Origin of the sequence: Metamycoplasma subdolum (genome assembly GCF_033546815.1) — a bacterium.
GTDB classification, from domain to species: Bacteria; Bacillota_I; Bacilli_A; order Mycoplasmatales; family Metamycoplasmataceae; genus Metamycoplasma; species Metamycoplasma subdolum.
Genome location: NZ_CP137846.1, coordinates 399,313 through 418,798 on the forward strand (window position 1 = coordinate 399,313; position 19,486 = coordinate 418,798).

Below are 19,486 nucleotides of genomic sequence, written 5' to 3' on the forward strand. Positions count from 1 at the left end.
ATATTATTAAAATAATGAACTTTACTTAGTAAGTTCTAATTTACCCTTTATTAAAGTAAAATTTCAAAAAAAGATAGATTTTTTAATGTAGATTTTTGTTTTTTTTGTAATTTTTTTGTAATTAAAAAAATATTATTGATTATTATATTGTTTACTCAATGACTTTAGTCAAAGTTAAATCAAGCAGAACATCTGCACCAGAATTTTTAGAAAGATTTTCAGTATTAGTTTCTCAAGAAATATCTATAAAATTTTTTGACTGTGGACTTTTATCTAAAGTAATCTTCATAAAAGAAGTTGTAACACACATTGTTTGTTCTTTTGTTTTAATATAATAAGCAGCAAAACCTATGCAAAGTTCTTTTGTTTTTTTGTCAAAGTCAAATTTTTTTGCATTAATCGCTGTATGCTCTTTTCGCACCTCAAAATTACTTATTTGAGTTTTTCAATCTTCTGTGATTTCTGAAATCAATCCAATTTCTTTAGCAATTTCTTTTGTCATTAACAACGCTATTACATTGTTATCGCTATTTGTATATATTGTTTTAAATTTTTCTTCATAAATGGGATTTTTAACCGTAAGAATATCAAAAACTAAATATTCATTATAATGATTTAAAATCTTTGAAAGTTTTCCAACCACAAACTTGCATGAAAAATTCTTGAATTTTACATCAGATTCATTTACTGGTGGTGCATATAATTTATTTACTTTTGCATCATATTCTCAGATTTTTTCTCCAACCTCTTCATTTGCCAATTTTTCCATTTTAAGTAAATTTGAATGATAGCAAGAGCTTGAAATTAAAGCAGTTGTGGGTAAAGAAAGTGAAATTATTAGTAAAGATTTCAATATTTTTTTTAACATAAATCTGCCTCCCAACCTGTACATTTAAATTTGCCAATTGTAAAATGTTTTCTTGGAGTCTTATATTTTCCTTGACGTTTAACTCCAATCAATCACAATTGTCCTGCTAAGTTTCTTGATAATAACACTTGTGAACTTCCATTTCAACCATAATGACATAACATCTTTGTGTCATTGTCATGTGTCCCATAAACAACTATTGCATGTCCTTGCATGTCATCCTCGCCTTTCGTATTCTTATAGTCAATAGACTTAACGTCAAAAGGTAAAGTTAACCCAAAAACCATACATGGATACCCGTCTCTTATTCATTTTCAAGGTTTAATTCATCCAGTAGATCTTCTATGAATGGTGATTGGTAATTCTTCGCCTTGTGGACGATTTTCTTTTATAAAAGATTCTGCTACTTGTTTCATATAAAGTGAAGTAGTAAATATCGCACCTTTGCCATGCTTTAATCATAAGTCCCCCACAAAATCAGCCGTTACCAAAGGAGGATGCCCGAAATGATTTTTTCTAAATAAATATTTCCCTATATCATCATCATTTTCATATAAATATTTTTGAACCTGTTGGTCAGAAAAAACTCCATACTTAACAAAATATTCGCTATATAATAGAAGCATACCTAATCCTATATAATGGCAAAGTCCCGCATTAATAAATTCATTACACTTTGCAATTCTTCAATCATACATTTTCACCAATTCTGGGTTATTTTGGTTTTCCAGGCGCAAATTTAAATAATGTGTTTTTAAGGTAGCCTGTTCTTGATATCCAAAAAATCTTTTGCCCTTTGAAAGCTTAAATCATCATGCATATGGCAATTCTTTTTCAGCAGTAAAAAGCTGTAAATTTGGATCATAATTTATTCAATCATCTTCTTGATGATTTGCACGAGTTTTAAGTAATGAAATTTTTTTCATCATATTTTTTTCTTGTTTGAGTTTTTCATCATTCAAAGTTTCATTTATATCAATTTGTAGTGTTTTGAGATTTTTAAGAATTTGATTATCTTTTTGTTTATTTTCTAAACTAATAATTTCTTTTTCAGTTAGACTTAATGATTCTAAATCAAAACTAGCTTTTGAATTATCATTAGCAAAAATTTTACTAAATATTTTGTTATTCGCGGTATCCGCAAACATATCAACTAATACATCTTCATTATTTATTAACGAAACCAATATAAAACCAATTGGTTCAAATGTTGCTAATATATATGGGTTTTTGAAATTATCAAAAACAAGTTTTATATCTTTAATCTCATAATCAGCTTGTTTGTTATATCTAAAAATTCTTAATTCTAAATATTTGATGTAATCTTTTATATCATGTTTTAAATAAGGTGTAATTTGACTGATTTTGTGACTATTTTGTTTTATAAAATAATCCACTCTTTCAGTTTCTGCTTTTTTAATAATCGCATCTTGTGGTAGCATTTTTCATTCCTTTTTCTTGTTGTTTAAATGTTTTTTAGTTTTAATTTCAAGTTAAAACCAAACACATTTTAATACAAAGAAACTCATAAAAATTTAATTGTATTTCTTTATTTTTTAGGGTATATATAAATAAATAACCTTTTGGTTATTAAATTTGAAATAGTTTGCATTTGCAAGTTAAAAAAACAAAACAAGCATTTATCTAATTCTTGTTTTGTTTTCATGTTTTTAATTTAATAATTAAATCGTTTTTTTACATATCAATTGTTCTTAACAATTTTAATTCAGCATCTAGCGGAATTGAAATTCCTTCAGTTGCTTGTAAATTTTCTCCAACAATTAAATCAGCTTTAAATTGAGTACTTTTAATGTTTGATCTTTCATCTAAACTAAATTTAGAGTTTTGTATTTGTAAGGTCATTGTTTCAGCATTATCACCATAAATAATTGAATAATGATATAAATTGAAAGCCAATGTTTTATCTTCTTTATTGAAAGAAAAATTGTACTCTCTTTTAAACAGCATTCAACCGAGCTTCATTATAGTTCAGTTCTTAATTTGCTCTTTTCAATTATCATCGATTTTTTTATACAAACCAACAACTTGGCCAAATTCTTTTTTTAAAATAATAGCAATCGTGTTATCTTTTTTTGATTCAGTTTCATCAGTGCTTTTAAAATAGGAAACATTCCAAGTTGGGTGAATGTCTAATACTAAATAGTCTTTATAATATTCCTCTAATTTTTCTAGCTTTCCAATAGCAAATTTATGAAAATAATCTTTAAAAATAAAATTTGTTTTATTGATTTTAACAGGAGTATTGTTCTTAAAAACTGCATCATATTCTCAAATTTTGTCACCAATAATTTTTTCAATTTCTCGTTTTGTTTTTTTCTCTTTTAGCATACAAGAGCTTGAAATCAAAGTGGCAGGTAATAAACTAAGAGAACTTAATAGTATTAAATTTGATTTTCATTTTTTCATACTTATATATCTCTCCTATGTCCATACCTGATATTTTGGTATCAATATTAGTAAAAAAGTGTTCACGAGTTGTTTTTTTAACCCCTCATGGTTTTAACCCAACCAATCATAATTGTCTTGATAAAGTTCTAGATAATAGAATTTGAGAATATCCACTTCATCCATAATGGCACAATAGTTTAGTTTCATTATCATCAGTGCCGTCAGCAATAACAGCGTGCCCGCCATTGCAACTGTATAATTCATTTCTACTTCTTAATTCCAAATACTTTATATAATCTTTTATATCATGTTTTAAATAAGGTGTAATTTGACTGATTTTGTGACTATTTTGTTTTATAAAATAATCAACTCTTTCAGTTTCATTTTTTTGAATTATTGCATCTTGTGGTAGCATTTTTCATTCCTTCTTTTTTTGTTCTTTAAATGTTTTTTAGTTTTAATAAAGTTAAAACCAAACAAATTTTAATACAAACAAATTTACAAAAAAATTAATTATATTTCTTTAGTTTTCAGGATATAAATAAATAACCTTTTAGTGATTAAATTTGAAACAATTTTCACTTATATGTTTAAAAAAACAAAACAAGCATTTTTCTAATGCTTGTTTTTCTTTCTTTTGTTTTACATATCAATTGTTCTTAGCAATTTTAATTCAGCATCTAATGGAATTAAAACTCCATCAGTTTTTTTAATAATGTATCCAACAACTAAATCTGCTTTAAATTGAGTTCTTTTAATATTTGACCTTTCATCTAAACTAAATTTAGAGTTATGTATATGAAAATACATTGTTTTAAGTTCTTCATCTTCTTTTTCTTTACCGTAAAAAATTAAATAACGATATAAAGCGAAAGCCAATGTTTTGTCTTCTTCGTTGAAAGAAAATTTGTACTCTTTTTTAAACATTAATCAGCCAATTTTCAATATATCTAAACTCTTAAATTGTTCTTTTCAATTGCCGTCAATTTTGTCATATAATCCAACAACTTGACCAAATTCTTTTTTTAAAATAATGGCAATTGTATTATCTTTTTTTGATTCCGTTTTATCATCACGATTAAAATAAGAAACATTTCAAGTTGGGTGAATATCTAATACTAAATAATCTTTATAGTATTCTTCTAATTTTTCTAACTTTCCAATGGCGAATTTATGAAAATAATCTTTAAAAACAAAATCAGTTTTATCAATTTTGACAGGAGTATTATTCTTAAAAACTGCATCATATTCTCAAATTTTGTCGCCAATAATTTCTTCAATTTCTTGTTTTATTTTTTTCTCTTTTAGCATACAAGAACTCAACACAAAGGTTGTTGGCAACAAGCTAAGAGAACTTAATAATATTAAATTTAAATTTCTTTTTTTCATATTACATTAATTTGTCTCTCACCTTAAAGAATTACATCTTTTTTTCAAGTGAACTGTTTTCTAGGTTCAAGCACTTTTTTTTAATTCTTTAAGTTAAATTAATCATAATTTCCAAATTAAATTCTTAAAATTCGGTTTGGGCCTTTTGAATAATTACATTCTGTGGAAGTATTTATATCCTTTTTTGAATTTTTATTTTCTTGGTTTTAACTTAAATTAAAAGCCATTCTAATTTTAATTGATTAAAAACTCATAAAGAGAATAAGCCTTGTTTAATGTTTTTTTATTACTAAAATAAATAACTTTTTAGTTATCTTATTTGCCAATTTTAATAGCAGGTTTATATTGAATTAATTCTTTTGAAAAACATTGTTGAGGATAAAATAATGTAATAAATTTAAACTAAAAAACAAGGCCACAAAGCCTTGTTTAAGAATAAATTACTCTTAACCTTTTTATACAATGATTTTTATTATTCAATGATATTTTCAAGGTTAATGTCATAACAAAGATGTGAATAACTAACATTATTATTATCATCTGAGAAAACTAAATCAACCCTAAAGTTTAATTTTTCACTTATATTTTTGTTTAAAAGAAAACTAATATCTGAAAAACGAAATTCTATTTTTTCATCTTTTTTGTAAACTATATATGAATTATTGTAAAAAGTTAATTTTTGTTTTTCTTCAGAAAAATCTCAATGTCTATATTTAGCTGTATGTAGCTTGCCAATTTTTAGACTTTTTAGTTGTTCCTTTCAATCAGGGCCGATGTCATTAATTATTCCAATTTGTTTAGCAGCTTCTTTGCTGAGAATAATAGCAGCAACAAAATCTTTCTTAATTTCATGATAGTTTTGTTTGATTTCTCCAGCTTTAATTTTGTGGAAAGGAAAAACATCAAAAATTAAATAATCAGAATATCTTGCCTTTAATTTCTCAAATTTTCCAACAGCAAATTGAAAAGTAAAATTTTCAACATTTTTGTTATTTGTTATTATTTTAGTTTTTGTAAGTTTATATTCAAAAATTTTATCGGCTATAACATTTTTAGCGATTTCAAGTTTTTGTTCTGAATTATCTTTTTTATTGCAAGAAGCCGCAATTAAAGGTGCAGGCAATAAAATTAATGAATTTAAAAATAATAAATTTCAGTGTTTTTTCATATTAATTTGTCTCCCAACCTGAAGTTTTGCGTCCGTCTTTTCAAGTGAAATGTTTTCTAGGTTCTCTCACCTTTCCTCATTCTTTTAAACCAACTAGTCATAATTGACCAGCTAAATTTTTAGAGAGTAAAACTTGCGAATGTCTTGCTCAACCATAATGGCACAACATTTTTCTTCCATTTTCGTGCGTACCATAAACTACCACACCATGCCCGCTTTTAAGGTCAGATATGCTCCTTGAATTAGCATTAGATATTGAAAATTTTGGTATTCCAGTTCCAAAAACTAAACAAGGGTGTCCATCTCTTATTCATTTTCATGGTTTTATTCATCCCGCTGATCTTCTATGAACACTTATTGGTCACTCTTCATTTGGGTTTTTTCTATCACCCTCAAAAGCTTGAACAACTTGCTTCATATAAAGAGATGTAGTGAAAATCGCACCTTTTCCGTATTTTAACCATAAATCGCCAACAAAATCCTCTGTTACAATTGGAGGCTTTGGTTTGTTAAAAAAATCATAAATTGGTTGATTTTCTTTATTCTTCAAATATTTTTTTACTTGTAAATCTGAAAATACACCATAATTTTTAAAAAATTCTGCATATAGTAAAAGCATGCCTAGCCCTATATAATGGCATAAGCCAGTATCAATGAACTCTTCGCATTTTGTAATCCTTCATTCATACATGGCTTTTAATTCAGGGTTATGCTCATTTTCTGCAAGTTTTGAATAATGTTCTTTTAACGTTTTTTGTTCTTGATATCCAAAACTTTCCGCAATTTCGGCAAGTTTAAATCACCAAGCATGAGGTACTTCTTTTTCTGCGATAAAAAAACGATAAAGCGGGTCATAATTATAGCCATCAGAATTGATAACACTTTTTGTCATTCATGAAACTTTTGCAGCCATTTTTTTATTATTATTTAGTTTTTTATTATTTAAAGTTTCATTAATATTCACAAAATAAGTTTTAAGATTTTTAAGAATATAATTATCTTTTTGATTATTTTCTAAGCTTCTGACTTCATTGTTGGTTATTCTAAAAGTATCCAAATCAAAATTTACCATTCTATTTGAATTTCTAGTAAAATAAAAATCATTAAATTTTTTATTTTCAGCAAACATATCAACAACAACACATTCATTGTTTATTAAAGATACAAGCATATATCCAATTGGTTTAAATACGGCTAGAACATATGGGTTTTTAAAGTTATCACAAACAAATTTTATATCCTCAATTTCATAGTTTGTTTTTTCGTTGTAACTAAAAATTTTCAATTCCAAATACTTTATATAATCTTTTATATTATGTTTTAAATAAGGTGTAATTTGACTGATTTTGTGACTATTTTGTTTTATAAAATAATCAACTCTTTCAGTTTCATTTTTTTGTATAACTGCATCCTGTGGAAGCATATTACATCCTTTTTTTGAGTTTTTATTTTTTTTGGTTTTAATTTTAATTTAAAACCATTTTAATTTTAATTGATTAAAAATCTATAAAAATAATAAGACTTGTTCAATGTTTTTTATTACTAAAATAAATAACTTTTATGTTATCTTATTTGGAAATATTTAAAGATAGTTTGTATGTTGATTTAATTGATTTTTTAGGAAAAATATAATAAAAAATAAACCTTGAGGGAAGGTTTATCTTTAATTATTATTAAGGTTGTTAATCTTCGTCAACTTTAACTTTTCCACCACGTTTTTTGATGATTTCGTCAGCTAAGTTGCGAGGAAGTTTTTCATAATGATCAAATCACATTTGGTAAGTTCCACGACCAGTTGTCATAGATCTAAGTTCAGTAGCATAACCAAACATTTCTGAAAGAGGAATAAAAGCTTTAATTACATGAGCACCATCATTTCTAGTTTCGTTGTCACGAACTTGACCACGACGTCTAGAAATATCTCCCATAACATCACCGAAAAAATCTTCAGGAACAACTACGGCAACATCCATAATAGGTTCAAGCAATACGGTTCCAAGTAATTCACGACCTTTGGTAAGTGATTTAGATGCTGCTATTTTATAAGCAAGTTCTGAAGAGTCAACTTCGTGGTATGATCCATCAAATAATGTTGCTTTTAGGTCAATTAAAGGATAACCGGCAAGGATACCAATTGCCATTTTTTCACGTAATCCTTTTTCAATTGATTTGATGTATTCTTTAGGGATTTTACCACCAACAATTTTGTCAACAAATTCAAAACCTTTGTCAGGATTTGGTTCGTATTTAATTCATACGTGACCATATTGTCCACGACCACCTGATTGTTTCTTGTGCATTCCTTCAACTTCAGCAGATTTAGTGATAGTTTCACGGTATGAAACTTGAGGAGCACCAACATTTACTGAAACTTTGAATTCTCTTTTTAGACGGTCACAAATAATGTCAAGGTGTAGTTCTCCCATACCAGCAATAATTGTTTGACCAGTTTCTTCGTCGGTTCAATATTTGAAGGTTGGATCTTCTGCAGCTAGTCTTTGTAAAGAAAGTGACAGTTTTTCGTTTGCATCTTTTGATGCAGGTTCAAGTGCTTGCGAAATAACAGGTTCAGGGAAGTTCATATTTTCAAGCACAATGTCTTTATGTTTTTCATCAATTAATGTGTCACCAGTTGTTGTGAATTTAAGTCCAACAGCGGCAGCAATATCACCAGTTCTAACTTCATCAACATCAGCACGGCTATTTGCATGCATTAATAAGATTCTTCCAATTCTTTCTTTTTCACCTTTAGTTGAGTTAATAATATATGATCCTTTGTTTAAAACACCTGAATAAACTCTAAAGTAAGTTAAGTTACCAACATAAGGGTCGTTCATTACTTTGAAAGCTAAAGCTGAAAAGAATTCATCATCTGAAGCTGGAATTGCAATTTCAGTTTCTCCTTTGTATGCTTTCATAGGTGGAATGTCTATAGGACTTGGAAGGTAATCAACTACTGCATCAAGCATAAGTTTAACACCTTTGTTTTTAAATGATGTTCCACAAACTACTGGGAAATATTGTGAAGTCAAAGTAGCTTTTCTAATTGCTTTTTTAAGTAAATCAGCAGGAACTTCTTTTTCTTCAAGTAAAAGTTCCATAATATGTTCATCAAAGTCAGCAACTGATTCAGCTAGTGAGCTTCTCATTAAAATTGCTTCTTCTTTTAAATGATCAGGAATTGGAATTTCAACTGCGTTTTCATCTTGCTTACCATCATATTTGTAAGCTTTCATTTCAACTAAATCAATAATTCCTTCAAATTGAGCTTCTTCACCAATGTTTAATTGAATTGCATGTGCATTAGCAGCTAAAAGTTTTCTTAAAGATTCAACTGAAGCTTTAAAGTTAGCACCTGCTTTATCCATTTTGTTAACATAAACGATTCTAGGTACGTGATAGTTTGTTGCTTGTCTTCAAACTGTTTCAGTTTGAGGTTCAACACCTGATTGAGCATCTAAAACAGTAATTGCTCCATCAAGTACACGAAGTGATCTTTCAACTTCAATTGTAAAGTCAACGTGTCCTGGGGTGTCAATAATTTGAACTTTGTGTCCTTTTCAATATGCTGTTGTAGCAGCTGAGGTAATAGTAATACCTCTTTCTTGTTCTTGAACCATTCAGTCCATTTGGCTAGCACCATCATGTGTTTCACCAATTTTGTGAATTTTTCCAGTGTGGTATAGAACCCTTTCGGTTGTTGTTGTTTTTCCGGCGTCAATGTGAGCCATGATACCAATGTTTCGGTAAATTTTTAAATCGTAATCTCTTGCCATAACTATTCCTAATTTATATATAATACAATTCTATCATCTAAAGTGAGCAAATGCTTTATTAGATTCAGCCATTTTATGGGTGTCTTCTCTTTTCTTAATTGAGCCTCCAATTTTATTAGAAGCATCAATAATTTCATGTGCTAACTTTTCTTTCATAGTCTTTTCGTTTCTTAAACGAGCGTATTGGATTAATCATCTTAATGCTAAAGTTTGTTTTCTTTTTGCACTAACTTCGCAAGGTACTTGGTAGTTTGATCCACCAACTCTTCTGGTTCTAACTTCTAGTTGAGGTGAAATATTTTCAAGTGCTTGTAAAAATACTTCCATTGGTTCTTTGTTTGTTTTAGTTTTAATAATTTCAAATGCATCGTATAAGATGGCTTCAGCAACTGATTTTTTACCATCTAGCATAATTGTGTTGATTAATTTAGTAATAATTTTTGAGTTAAAGATTGGATCTGCTAAAACATCTCTAACAGGTGCTTTGTGTTTTCTTGACATAATATCTCCTTACTTTAACTTTCTAGTTAGCTTTTGGGCGTTTAGTTCCATAAACTGAACGTCCTTGTTTTCTTTTTTCAACACCTGATGCATCTTGTGTTCCTCTAACGATGGTGTATCTAACTCCAGGTAAATCTTTAACTTTACCACCACGAATTAATACTACTGAGTGTTCTTGTAAATTGTGACCTTCGCCAGGAATATATGCTGTAACTTCTTGTCCGTTTGAAAGTTTAACACGGGCATATTTACGAATTGCTGAGTTAGGTTTTTTAGGAGTCATTGTTGCTACCCGAGTACATACTCCTCTTTTAAAAGGGCTAGGAATTTTCTTTTCTCTTTTTTGTAAAGAGTTAAACATCATACCTAAAGCAGGTGCTTTAGATTTTGTTGTTTTGCTTTTCCGCCCGCTATTAATTAATTGGCTAATTGTAGGCATGTTTTTCCTTTCATTTTTTAATTATTTAATTAGCTTGTGACTTAATAAATACTAGTTAATTATACAACAACTTAGCCGGTGTTGAGTAATTTTTTTATTTTTTTTATTTTAAGAATTTTTGATTAAAAAACATGGCACTCAGTCCATGATTTTTGTTAGTGAAATATTATAGATTTCTTAAAAATTTGTTTTTCAAATAACCCTGATATTCAATGAAAAATTCAGGAATTGATTTTTCAAAAATTTCGCCGTCTTCTTTAAGTTGATAAATTACTGAAGAAGTTGGATTGTAAAATAAATCTTCAATATCAGCATCTAAATAAGTTAGTCAGTTGTTTCTTCTAACGTTAGCATAAAGTGGGTCTTGACTTCTTACTGTATATAAATATTCTTCATATTGTTTATCAAATTCTTTTTTAGAAAGTTTAGATGCATCACTTTCGTTAAACTCTTTGATAATCTTAGCTTTCGCATCAGCTTTGTCCATTCAAATGATTTCTTCTTCAACTTTTGAAAGCTCATTTTTTGGTGAAGATGCGTTAAGAATTCTTGCTTCTTCTTGTTGTTTTTCTTCAATAAATTTATTAGATTCTTCAAAGAATTTCATCTTAAACATTTGATCTAAAAAGGTGCGATATTTTACATTAATTTTTTTTGAATTTAAATTGTTGTAATGAAATAGAAATTTAGAAATTACTCTTGTGGCAAGTGGATTTTCCGCTTGCATTTTTTCAATATCAAGTTTAATTGAGTTAGGATATTCTTGAATTTCAAGACTTGGATAAAGATTTTCTTCAAGCAATGATTTTAGTTTATTTTCTTTAACTCTTTTGCCTGCTTTAACTTTTGAATCTTTAAAGCCTTTTCTGAAAAGAGCAACTAAGGCAAAATTGAATGATAGACAAACTAATAAAGTAAGTGCGGCAATTGCAATAAAGCCAATAACGTACATATTTTCAAATACTTTTTCGCCGGCTTTTTGGGCATTAATAATTGTTCTTCTAACAAGTACTGTTGTAACAATAGCAATTGAAATAAGTAAGAAATTATTAATTAAATATGTAAAAAATGAACTAGATTTAGGGTTAAAACCTTGCACGTAAGGAATAAGGCGATAGTTGCCTAAAACATCTTTCGTTTTATTAATGCTTCTTTTAAAATTAATTAAAAATTTTACGGCTCAATATAAACTTAGAACTAAAAGTAGCGTTAAAACTACAAGTCCTATTGACCCAGAATATTTACTTTTTCCAGGCTGTGCTACGGCACTTGCTCCAGATAAATTTAAAATTTCCATATCTCTCCTTAATTTAGATTATTTGAATCGTTGTCTTGATTTTTATCATCTAAATTTTCATTGCTAAGTTCGGTTTTATTTTCTTCAGGTTTAATTGGTTGTGATTCTTCAAAAATTTGACTAATTTTTTCAACAAGTTGATCTTTTGAGAATGATTCGGCTCCAAAAATATTTAATTTTTTAGCCATAGTTTTAAGCTGTTCTTCGCTTAACATTTCCAATTTCATTCTATAACTTGATCCAGCTGAATGCAACGCCTGAGTTGAAGCAGCGGCGGCTGCAAAAATTCCACCAATCTTATTATTTTCATTATTATTTTGATCAGCATTTTGATTTGGAAATTGTCCAAAAAATTGATTAAAAATACTATTTGGATCATTTTGGGTTTGAGCAATTTTAATTTGAGCATCAAGAACCATATATTTATTTACAGTTCTTCTTACAAAAATATGTGACATTGTAAGACCTATCATGATGATTATTGTATTTGTCATTAATAAAATTGAAGTAATATCAAATTTAACTTTGATAAAAGAAAATCCTTGGAAAAGGTTAGCAAAAGTTATTAATAAAATATAGCCTCAAGTTATTGATAATAAAATGCGTGAAAACTTAGCAAAATCCTTAGCTCTAATAGTTTTTGAAAGTTCAACCACAAATCAAATAAAAATAGCAACATTAAAACAAAGTGAAGCACTTCCAACAATAGTTTTTCTCATTAAAAGTAGTTTTATATGTGTATGAAGATCTCCAGTTACTCCTTGAGATGAAAAATAATTTCTATATTCATTTGTAACATAATCATAATTTACTGAAAGTCAAATTAAAGCTGCACAATAAATTGAAATTATTATAACTAAAATGCTTAGAAATGAAATAAACGGAGCCAAAGTTTTTGACTTGGTTTTATCATACATTTCTTGAACTGAATAATACTCAGGTTGAATTAATTCTGGGTTCATTTCTCTCCTTACTTTATAAAAAAATTATAAGTTATTTATATATTTTATTCTAATTGTTTAAATTTTTACATTCATCATCCATTATTTTTGGAAGAGGACAGGAAACTTGAATTTTATGCCCGTCAATATTTATAAACTCAAGTTCTTGAGCGTGAAGTCTTTGATTAAAATCATCAATTTTTTTATTATAAATTGGATCACCATAAACTGGATGTTTAATATAAGCAAGATGAACTCTTATTTGATGAGTTCTTCCGGTTTTTAAATTGCATTTGACTAAAGTTTTATCTTTCCCGTCAATTTTTAAATAGCCTAGAACCTCAACAATTGTATAAGCTTGTTTACTATTTTGATCAGTTACCGCAAACTTTTGTCTATTTTTAATATCTCTTCCAATAGGAGCGTCAATATTTAAAATTTTATTTATAATTTTGCCGTCACAAATAGCAATATAAGTTCTTTTTATTTCATGTTTTTTAAGCAAACTTGCTAAATAATTATGAATTTTATTATTTTTAGCAACAATTAAAAGCCCACTTGTATCTTTATCAATTCTATGAACTATTCCCATTCTAGTTAAATTATTTACATCAGATAAATTATTTTTAAAATGATAAATTAAACCATTAACTAAAGTACTTTCATGATGGCCTGGTGCAGGGTGAACTACCATACCACTTGGTTTATTAATAATCAATAAATCGTCATTTTCAAAGACAATATCAAGCTCGATATTTTGCTCTTTTATATTTACAGTTTTATCAATCAGGCGAGTTATTTCAATTACGTCATTTTCTTTAACAATAAATTTGTTTTTGTTAATTTTTACTCCGTTAACAAAAACACAACCTTCACTAATTAAATCTTGAATATCATTTCTTGTAACTTCAGAATTATTGGCAATATATTTGTCAATTCTTTCTGCATATTTCACTTCTATTTTTAGCATGTTTTAAATTTTACCATAATTAAAAACTATAATTTTTGTATGAAAATTTATGAAATTAAAAAATCAAAATTTATAAGTTATCTATTAGATATTAATAATAAAGAAGAAGCAAAAAATATCCTTGACTCTCTTTGAGCAGAGCATAAAAAAGCAAGGCATATTGTTTATGCTTATATTTGCCAAGATAATGACGGAAATAAAATAAATGGTTTTAGTGATGATAGAGAGCCTAAGGGAGTGGCAGGTCTTCCAATTTATTTATATTTAGAAAAGAAAAACTTAATAAATAAAGGAATTTTTATTGTCCGTTATTTCGGCGGAATAAAACTTGGAAAATCAGGTTTATTAAGAGCATATTTAAACAGTGCAAAACTACTATTTGACGAAAAAAAATAGCCTCGTTAGAAGCTATTTTTTTGCTTAGCTTATTTGTTGGATACTATTTATATTTTTAAGTTTTAATAATTCTTCAACAAATTTTTCTTTTTTCTCCATTGGTAATTTGATTTTTCTAAATTTATTATATAAAGAAATCACTACAGATCCAAATTTTACTTTTACATCCTTAATTTGAGAATATTCAATAGTTTTAGTTGAAACATTGTTAACAATTTGAAATGAATTTGAATTAGGATTTAATTCAATATCTTTGGTGCTTAAAAATATAACGTACATTGTAATGTCATAAATTAGTGATCCAAAAAGTGCAGAAGAAGCAATTATTGCTAAAATATGAGCTAAATTTCTCGCCTCTTCAAGGCCTTCAACATCATTTGAAGTTTTAAATAGCTTAAGAAAATTTATTAACGCTTTGTTTTCAGAGGTCAGAACAGTCAACACATCAGATGTTTTAACTGCAAGAATCACAAACAAAATTGCTAATATACCAATTAATATCGATTCAATAATTGTGCCTATAGTTCTTGACTTTTTATTTATTTTTCATATTTGCATGTTTTTCCTTTTTTTTTACTAGTATAGTTAAAATTTATATGCATAAAAATGCATAAAAAAAATTATCAATTAGATAAATATTTTGATTTTTGTTTGATGCAAAATAGATACATTTTTGACAAAAAAATCCTTTTTTTTTTTTTTTTTGCAGAAAACAAAAAATGATAAATTTTCTTGCTTCAAAACAATAAAATAATTTAAATTCAGCCACTTAATGATTTCTATAATTTGCAAACTTAAAGATTAAAAATTTCATTTTAAATAAAGAAGAAAATTAAAAACAAATTAGTAATTAAATAATTGTTAATCTCTTTAAGTTTTTAAAAATTGCTTATATGCAAATAATATCTAATTTAATAACCTATAAGTTATTTATTTTGCTAATACTAATTTAATTTATTGACTCATAATGTGTTACAAATTCAACTCTCTATAATATGATCAGTTTTGAATTTTGATTTAAAACAAAAGATATGAATTTGAATGGAATATAACATGAAAAGAAATAAACTAGCATTAGTATGTTTGTCACTTTTTCCGTTTATGACGACAGTTTCAATTTCAACTTCTTGTAAAAAAGAGAAAGAAGAAGACAAAGAGTCTTATATTAAAGCAATTGGAGAAAAAATCTGAGAGTATAATGCTGAGGTTAAGTATGATGATTTTTTAGAGATTGATAAAATCAAATATAAATTCAAGGATTACTTTTATAAATTTGATATCGGCAAGCTTGAAAAATTACAAGAAAATTACAAGGATTATTTGGTTATAGATATTGCCTTAGTAAGGCAACAACATAGGAATGATAAAATAGATGAAGAATTTTTAAAAGAAACGCCTTTTTTTAAACAATGATAAAATAAATGTTTTCGCTTTAATTCTTAAAAAAGATTTTGGGAAGATCGCAGGTTTATATGAAAAAACTGATGCTGGCTGAGAAAAGCAACTAGAAAGTTTAAAAAAATCTAGAAAATTAAATAAAATTAACCAATTTGATAATCATCTCTCTATTAATGAAGAAGAAAAAATAGTAACAGTCAAATCATCAGGAATTTTAGTTAAAAATGATAAGAGAATGGTTAGATTTAGTTTATCATATGGAGAATTTACACTAAATGAATCGTCAAATGTCTCAACTCAATTCAAGGGTATGATATTTATAAAGTTTAGTGATGAATACGAAGGAACTATTAATTTAACATCAACATTAAAATTAAATAAAGTAATTCAATAATTATAAAACAAGGCAAAAAAATGCTTTGTTTTTTTATATATACCAAGACACTTTTTTTCCAACTTAAACATATTTCAATTTTTGAATAAATGCAAATAAAATAACCTATAAGTTATTTATTTCATGCGTAAGTTACGAAACAAATTTGAGCATTTTTATATTAAAACTAACCATTTTATAATTTTATTAGTTTTATTTTTAATGCTTTATTAAAGAATAAAATGGAAAATATATTCTATATAAATAAAATCAAATTTGGAGATAAATCATGAAATTAAAGATTTTGAACTTAATATGTTTGAGCTCTTTAGCACTAATACCAACTACACTAATCTCAACTGCATGTTTTGATGATAATCAAGAGAGTGAACTTGCTAAGGAAACTGTTGGCGAACACATTTGAGAATATGATGCAAAAGTTGCAAGCGTTGAAGATCAGTTTGCACATAAAGAGGGTAAAAATTTCAAAAACTTTGCATGCAAAGTTGCTGTTGGAATTAATTGAAAATTAAAAGAATATTACAAAGATTATTTAATGTTAGATTTTATTCCAGTTGAAAAACAAATGCATCAATATGAATATAGAACTATTTATAAAAATGAGTTAGAACCTGTTATTGCATTAATAATTACAAAAGAAATTGCCAAGGAAATTGGGCTTATTCAAGATATTGGCCCAAATTGAAAAGATGCATTAAAAGATTTTAGATTCATGCGAGATAATGTCCATGTTCCTTGAGCACGATATTCATTTGATAAAGAAACTAAAACACTTTCTATTAGTGCTTCAGATTACAAACTTAGAAATTCTAAAGAAATTGTAAAAATTAGTTCAGGTATAAAAATTATTTTAGATAAAAATAAAAATAATCAAACTAGCTTATCATTCAATTTTAATCAAGTTAAAGATGAAATTGATGATGGATATGAGTTAGCAGATATTAAAATTAATTTAATGTTTAATAAAATTATTAATTTATAAGGAAGGAAAATATGAAAAAAATAAAATTATTGCCTTTGGTTTTGCCTCTAACTTTACTTCCAACTAGCCTTCTTTCCTCTGCATGTATTACTTTTTTAGAAAAGACTTTGACAAGAAAAATTGACAAAATATTGGACAACAAAATTTGAGAATATGAAGCAATTTATGAAGATAACGTTTTGGGTTTTAGAAACAATCACCAAAAAATGTTTGAAGACTTTGAATTTAAAATAGTAATTGGCAAAGGTTCAAATATTTTAGACTACTATAAAGATAAAGTTGTTTTAAATCTTTTCTCATTCAAGCTTGGAATAGACAATATATTTAATATGCCTTCTCTTGGTGAACCTCACTTAAATTACAATATGATTTCAATGATTTTAGATAAAGAAGTTGCTAAAAAAATAGAACTGATTCATGATATCAATATAAACTGAAGTGAAGAACTTAGAACTAGGAAAATCCAAAGAGGTGCTGTTTGAAATAAAATTGAAAGATTTAGATTTAATAATAAAAATAAATTCTTAACAATTAAAAGCCAAGAATTTTCAATTGAATACAACAATAATAAATATGTTTTTGATTTAAAAATTCTTGATATTATTTTGGACAAAAACTTTGAGATTAAAACTCCATTTAAATTTAGTATTATAAACTACCCAAATGGCGGAAAATATGAAGAATCAAAATTCTTATTTTGCTTAAAATTATCTGAAATTATTGATGATAAGTAATTTGAAATTTATTCTTAAATAATGAAGAAATTTAAAAATTAAATATAAAAAAGAATAAAGGTCTGTTTCCTTTATTCTTTATTTTGTATCACGCTATTTTCAATCTTGCTATCTTCAATAAATGTTGCTTTTATCATTGAAGGTGAAGCAGGTAAAACTTCTTCTTTTATCTCAACAGGTAAAATAGTAGTTTTTGCTTCTTCAAGAGCTTTCAATTTCTTTTGTTTTGTTCTTCAAATTTGAATAGCAATAAATTGAAAACCATAAACAATTGAAGAAATAACTTGTCAAATAATTGGCGGAATAACACTTATCGCGTCAGGTCTTCCGCTTGCAATAATTAATGAAAATTGAGTTGTTCATCAAGCGTTATTTATTAAGAAGACTAATGGCATGTATGGGCTTACTCCCTCAAAACTTTTTCTCTTTAATGCAATAATAGTTTGAGGTAAAAATGCTAATGTTGAAAGTGCTGGTGCTATTGCTCCAATCACTGTGCTTGCTTCTTTTGAAATATCAAATCTTTTGTCGCCTGTTGCAAGTTTGTAAATATAGATTCCTGAAACTATTGCACATAGGGACATGATTATAGCTATTCCTGTTCACACCAAAGCCATTGTATTTTTCTTTTTGTCAGGGTAGTATTTATATAAGTAATAAATAGTAGCAGTATAGATTAGAATACACAATAAGTTTGAACCAAAGACTTGTCATAGTCCATTAGGGTCAAATGCCCCAAAAACAACTCAAATTAAAATACCAATATAAAATATTCAAAATGATAAGAAATTCACTTTAGGTGTATGTTTGGTTTTAATTTGATGAACCAATTGTGGAATTCCCAATCCAACTGTCGTTAGAGCACCAAGTACTCCAAAAATTTGAATTGCAGTTTCCATAGCATTTAAATTATAGACTAATTATTTTTAAATAAAATAAGTTTTTAAAAAGTTAATTTTTCAATTGTTTAACAAATTAATATATCTTTTTTGTAAAAAAGAAAAGCAACTTTTATTATGAGTTGCTTTTAATCTTTTATAAATTTGATTTTAAAAAGAAGGGAAATAAAAACACACCATTTAAGGTGCATATGGTGGCTCCGGCAGGAATCGAACCAGCGACACACGGAGCTTCAGTCCGTTGCTCTACCAACTGAGCTACAGAGCCAATGGCGGTCCAGACGGGAATTGAACCCGCGATCTCTTCCGTGACAGGGAAGCGTATTAAACCACTTTACCACTGGACCAATGGTTGCGGAGATTGGATTTGAACCAATGACCTTCGGGTTATGAGCCCGACGAGCTGCCAACTGCTCTACTCCGCTATCTGGCGGGCAATGAGGGATTTGAACCCCCGCGGGCCGTGAAGCCCCTGGCAGTTTTCAAGACTGCTCCCTTCAGCCGCTTGGGTAATTGCCCATGGTGGACCCAACAGGACTCGAACCTGTAACCGACCGGTTATGAGCCGGTTGCTCTAACCATTGAGCTATGGGTCCACTTAATAGGTAGCCCTGTTGAGCTGAATCACATTTGGTAGCACCGAAGAGGGTCGAACTCTTGACCTTCCGGGTATGAACCGGACGCTCTAACCAACTGAGCTACAGTGCCATGGTGGAGAGGAAGGGACTCGAACCCTCTACCTCCTGCGTGCAAGGCAGGCGCTCTGGCCAGGTGAGCTACCCCCCCATAAATGGTGAAGAAGACAGGATTCGAACCTGCGACCACTTGGTCCCAAACCAAGCGCTCTACCAAGCTGAGCTACTTCTCCACTGCTAACATTGCAATTATTGCCTTATTATTATAATTGAAAACTAAAAAAACTAAA

The 19,486-nt window shown here is 27.9% G+C and carries 19 protein-coding genes, 8 tRNA genes and 1 pseudogene; 5 read left to right on the forward strand and 23 right to left on the reverse strand.

Annotation, left to right across the window (positions count from 1 at the left end):
• Nucleotides 1–151: 151 nt before the first annotated feature.
• The 13 genes and pseudogenes from R9C05_RS01810 to R9C05_RS01870 form a co-directional block, all read right to left on the reverse strand.
• Nucleotides 152–868 carry a hypothetical protein gene (locus R9C05_RS01810; RefSeq protein WP_121940997.1) on the reverse strand — a complete coding sequence of 239 codons (717 nt, stop codon included), beginning with the start codon at nucleotides 866–868 and terminating at the stop codon, nucleotides 152–154.
• Complete coding sequence (locus tag R9C05_RS01815; protein ID WP_121940996.1) at nucleotides 862–2,310, reverse strand: putative cysteine peptidase; 1,449 nt, start codon at nucleotides 2,308–2,310, stop codon at nucleotides 862–864. The genes R9C05_RS01810 and R9C05_RS01815 overlap by 7 nt, the downstream gene beginning before the upstream one ends.
• 253 nt (nucleotides 2,311–2,563) lie before the next feature.
• Nucleotides 2,564–3,295 carry a hypothetical protein gene (locus R9C05_RS01820; RefSeq protein ID WP_121940995.1) on the reverse strand — a complete coding sequence of 244 codons (732 nt, stop codon included), beginning with the start codon at nucleotides 3,293–3,295 and terminating at the stop codon, nucleotides 2,564–2,566.
• 253 nt (nucleotides 3,296–3,548) lie between these two features.
• Nucleotides 3,549–3,692 (reverse strand): annotated as a pseudogene (locus R9C05_RS02935) (cysteine peptidase); the annotation flags it as partial.
• A 227-nt stretch (nucleotides 3,693–3,919) separates the two neighbouring features.
• The gene (locus tag R9C05_RS01830) at nucleotides 3,920–4,588 is read right to left on the reverse strand and encodes a hypothetical protein (protein WP_147437891.1); all 669 of its coding nucleotides are present in this window, start codon (nucleotides 4,586–4,588) and stop codon (nucleotides 3,920–3,922) included.
• Between the two features lie 550 nt (nucleotides 4,589–5,138).
• Nucleotides 5,139–5,834 (reverse strand): hypothetical protein, encoded by a 696-nt coding sequence (locus tag R9C05_RS01835; RefSeq protein ID WP_121940992.1) that lies wholly within the window; start codon nucleotides 5,832–5,834, stop codon nucleotides 5,139–5,141.
• A gap of 1 nt (nucleotide 5,835) precedes the next feature.
• A complete protein-coding gene (locus R9C05_RS01840) occupies nucleotides 5,836–7,257 on the reverse strand; it encodes a putative cysteine peptidase (protein WP_121940991.1) in 1,422 nt (473 codons plus the stop codon).
• A gap of 259 nt (nucleotides 7,258–7,516) precedes the next feature.
• Nucleotides 7,517–9,610 (reverse strand): elongation factor G, encoded by a 2,094-nt coding sequence (gene fusA / locus R9C05_RS01845; RefSeq protein WP_121940990.1) that lies wholly within the window; start codon nucleotides 9,608–9,610, stop codon nucleotides 7,517–7,519.
• Nucleotides 9,611–9,640: 30 nt separating this feature from the next.
• Nucleotides 9,641–10,111, reverse strand: coding sequence for a 30S ribosomal protein S7 (gene rpsG / locus R9C05_RS01850; protein WP_121940989.1), 471 nt, complete (start codon nucleotides 10,109–10,111; stop codon nucleotides 9,641–9,643).
• A 22-nt stretch (nucleotides 10,112–10,133) separates the two neighbouring features.
• Nucleotides 10,134–10,550 carry a 30S ribosomal protein S12 gene (gene rpsL, locus R9C05_RS01855; RefSeq protein ID WP_121940988.1) on the reverse strand — a complete coding sequence of 139 codons (417 nt, stop codon included), beginning with the start codon at nucleotides 10,548–10,550 and terminating at the stop codon, nucleotides 10,134–10,136.
• 166 nt (nucleotides 10,551–10,716) lie between these two features.
• Nucleotides 10,717–11,847 carry an ABC transporter permease gene (locus R9C05_RS01860; RefSeq protein ID WP_121940987.1) on the reverse strand — a complete coding sequence of 377 codons (1,131 nt, stop codon included), beginning with the start codon at nucleotides 11,845–11,847 and terminating at the stop codon, nucleotides 10,717–10,719.
• A gap of 8 nt (nucleotides 11,848–11,855) precedes the next feature.
• On the reverse strand, nucleotides 11,856–12,809 hold the full coding sequence (locus tag R9C05_RS01865) for a hypothetical protein (protein WP_121940986.1): 954 nt from the start codon (nucleotides 12,807–12,809) through the stop codon (nucleotides 11,856–11,858).
• A 49-nt stretch (nucleotides 12,810–12,858) separates the two neighbouring features.
• Entirely contained in the window at nucleotides 12,859–13,758 is a 900-nt protein-coding gene (locus tag R9C05_RS01870; protein ID WP_121940985.1) for an RluA family pseudouridine synthase, read from the reverse strand.
• Between the two features lie 39 nt (nucleotides 13,759–13,797).
• On the opposite strand from R9C05_RS01870, the gene R9C05_RS01875 reads away from it, so the two are divergent.
• A complete protein-coding gene (locus R9C05_RS01875; RefSeq protein WP_121940984.1) occupies nucleotides 13,798–14,154 on the forward strand; it encodes a YigZ family protein in 357 nt (118 codons plus the stop codon).
• Nucleotides 14,155–14,178: 24 nt separating this feature from the next.
• On the opposite strand, the gene R9C05_RS01880 is transcribed toward R9C05_RS01875, so the two are convergent.
• Complete coding sequence (locus R9C05_RS01880) at nucleotides 14,179–14,712, reverse strand: hypothetical protein (RefSeq protein ID WP_121940983.1); 534 nt, start codon at nucleotides 14,710–14,712, stop codon at nucleotides 14,179–14,181.
• Nucleotides 14,713–15,207: 495 nt separating this feature from the next.
• On the opposite strand from R9C05_RS01880, the gene R9C05_RS01885 reads away from it, so the two are divergent.
• From R9C05_RS01885 to R9C05_RS01900, 4 genes are all read left to right on the forward strand, one after another.
• Nucleotides 15,208–15,570, forward strand: a complete 363-nt coding sequence (locus R9C05_RS01885; protein ID WP_121940861.1) for a hypothetical protein — start codon at nucleotides 15,208–15,210, stop codon at nucleotides 15,568–15,570.
• 217 nt (nucleotides 15,571–15,787) lie between these two features.
• Complete coding sequence (locus R9C05_RS01890) at nucleotides 15,788–15,946, forward strand: hypothetical protein (RefSeq protein ID WP_170141527.1); 159 nt, start codon at nucleotides 15,788–15,790, stop codon at nucleotides 15,944–15,946.
• Nucleotides 15,947–16,214: 268 nt separating this feature from the next.
• Nucleotides 16,215–16,928, forward strand: coding sequence for a hypothetical protein (locus R9C05_RS01895; protein WP_121940862.1), 714 nt, complete (start codon nucleotides 16,215–16,217; stop codon nucleotides 16,926–16,928).
• Between the two features lie 11 nt (nucleotides 16,929–16,939).
• A complete protein-coding gene (locus tag R9C05_RS01900; protein ID WP_121940863.1) occupies nucleotides 16,940–17,662 on the forward strand; it encodes a hypothetical protein in 723 nt (240 codons plus the stop codon).
• Nucleotides 17,663–17,733: 71 nt separating this feature from the next.
• Here R9C05_RS01900 and R9C05_RS01905 read toward each other — a convergent pair whose 3' ends face one another.
• From R9C05_RS01905 to R9C05_RS01945, 9 genes are all read right to left on the reverse strand, one after another.
• Nucleotides 17,734–18,561 carry a PQ-loop domain-containing transporter gene (locus R9C05_RS01905; protein WP_121940864.1) on the reverse strand — a complete coding sequence of 276 codons (828 nt, stop codon included), beginning with the start codon at nucleotides 18,559–18,561 and terminating at the stop codon, nucleotides 17,734–17,736.
• Nucleotides 18,562–18,753: 192 nt separating this feature from the next.
• Nucleotides 18,754–18,829: transfer RNA gene (locus R9C05_RS01910), tRNA-Phe, on the reverse strand.
• A gap of 2 nt (nucleotides 18,830–18,831) precedes the next feature.
• Nucleotides 18,832–18,908: transfer RNA gene (locus tag R9C05_RS01915), tRNA-Asp, on the reverse strand.
• 2 nt (nucleotides 18,909–18,910) lie between these two features.
• Nucleotides 18,911–18,986, reverse strand: a tRNA-Met gene (locus tag R9C05_RS01920).
• A 3-nt stretch (nucleotides 18,987–18,989) separates the two neighbouring features.
• A tRNA-Ser gene (locus R9C05_RS01925) sits at nucleotides 18,990–19,080 on the reverse strand.
• Nucleotide 19,081: 1 nt separating this feature from the next.
• Nucleotides 19,082–19,157 (reverse strand) — tRNA-Ile (locus tag R9C05_RS01930).
• 35 nt (nucleotides 19,158–19,192) lie between these two features.
• Nucleotides 19,193–19,269 (reverse strand) — tRNA-Met (locus tag R9C05_RS01935).
• A gap of 1 nt (nucleotide 19,270) precedes the next feature.
• Nucleotides 19,271–19,347, reverse strand: a tRNA-Ala gene (locus R9C05_RS01940).
• A gap of 5 nt (nucleotides 19,348–19,352) precedes the next feature.
• A tRNA-Pro gene (locus tag R9C05_RS01945) sits at nucleotides 19,353–19,429 on the reverse strand.
• Nucleotides 19,430–19,486: the final 57 nt, after the last annotated feature.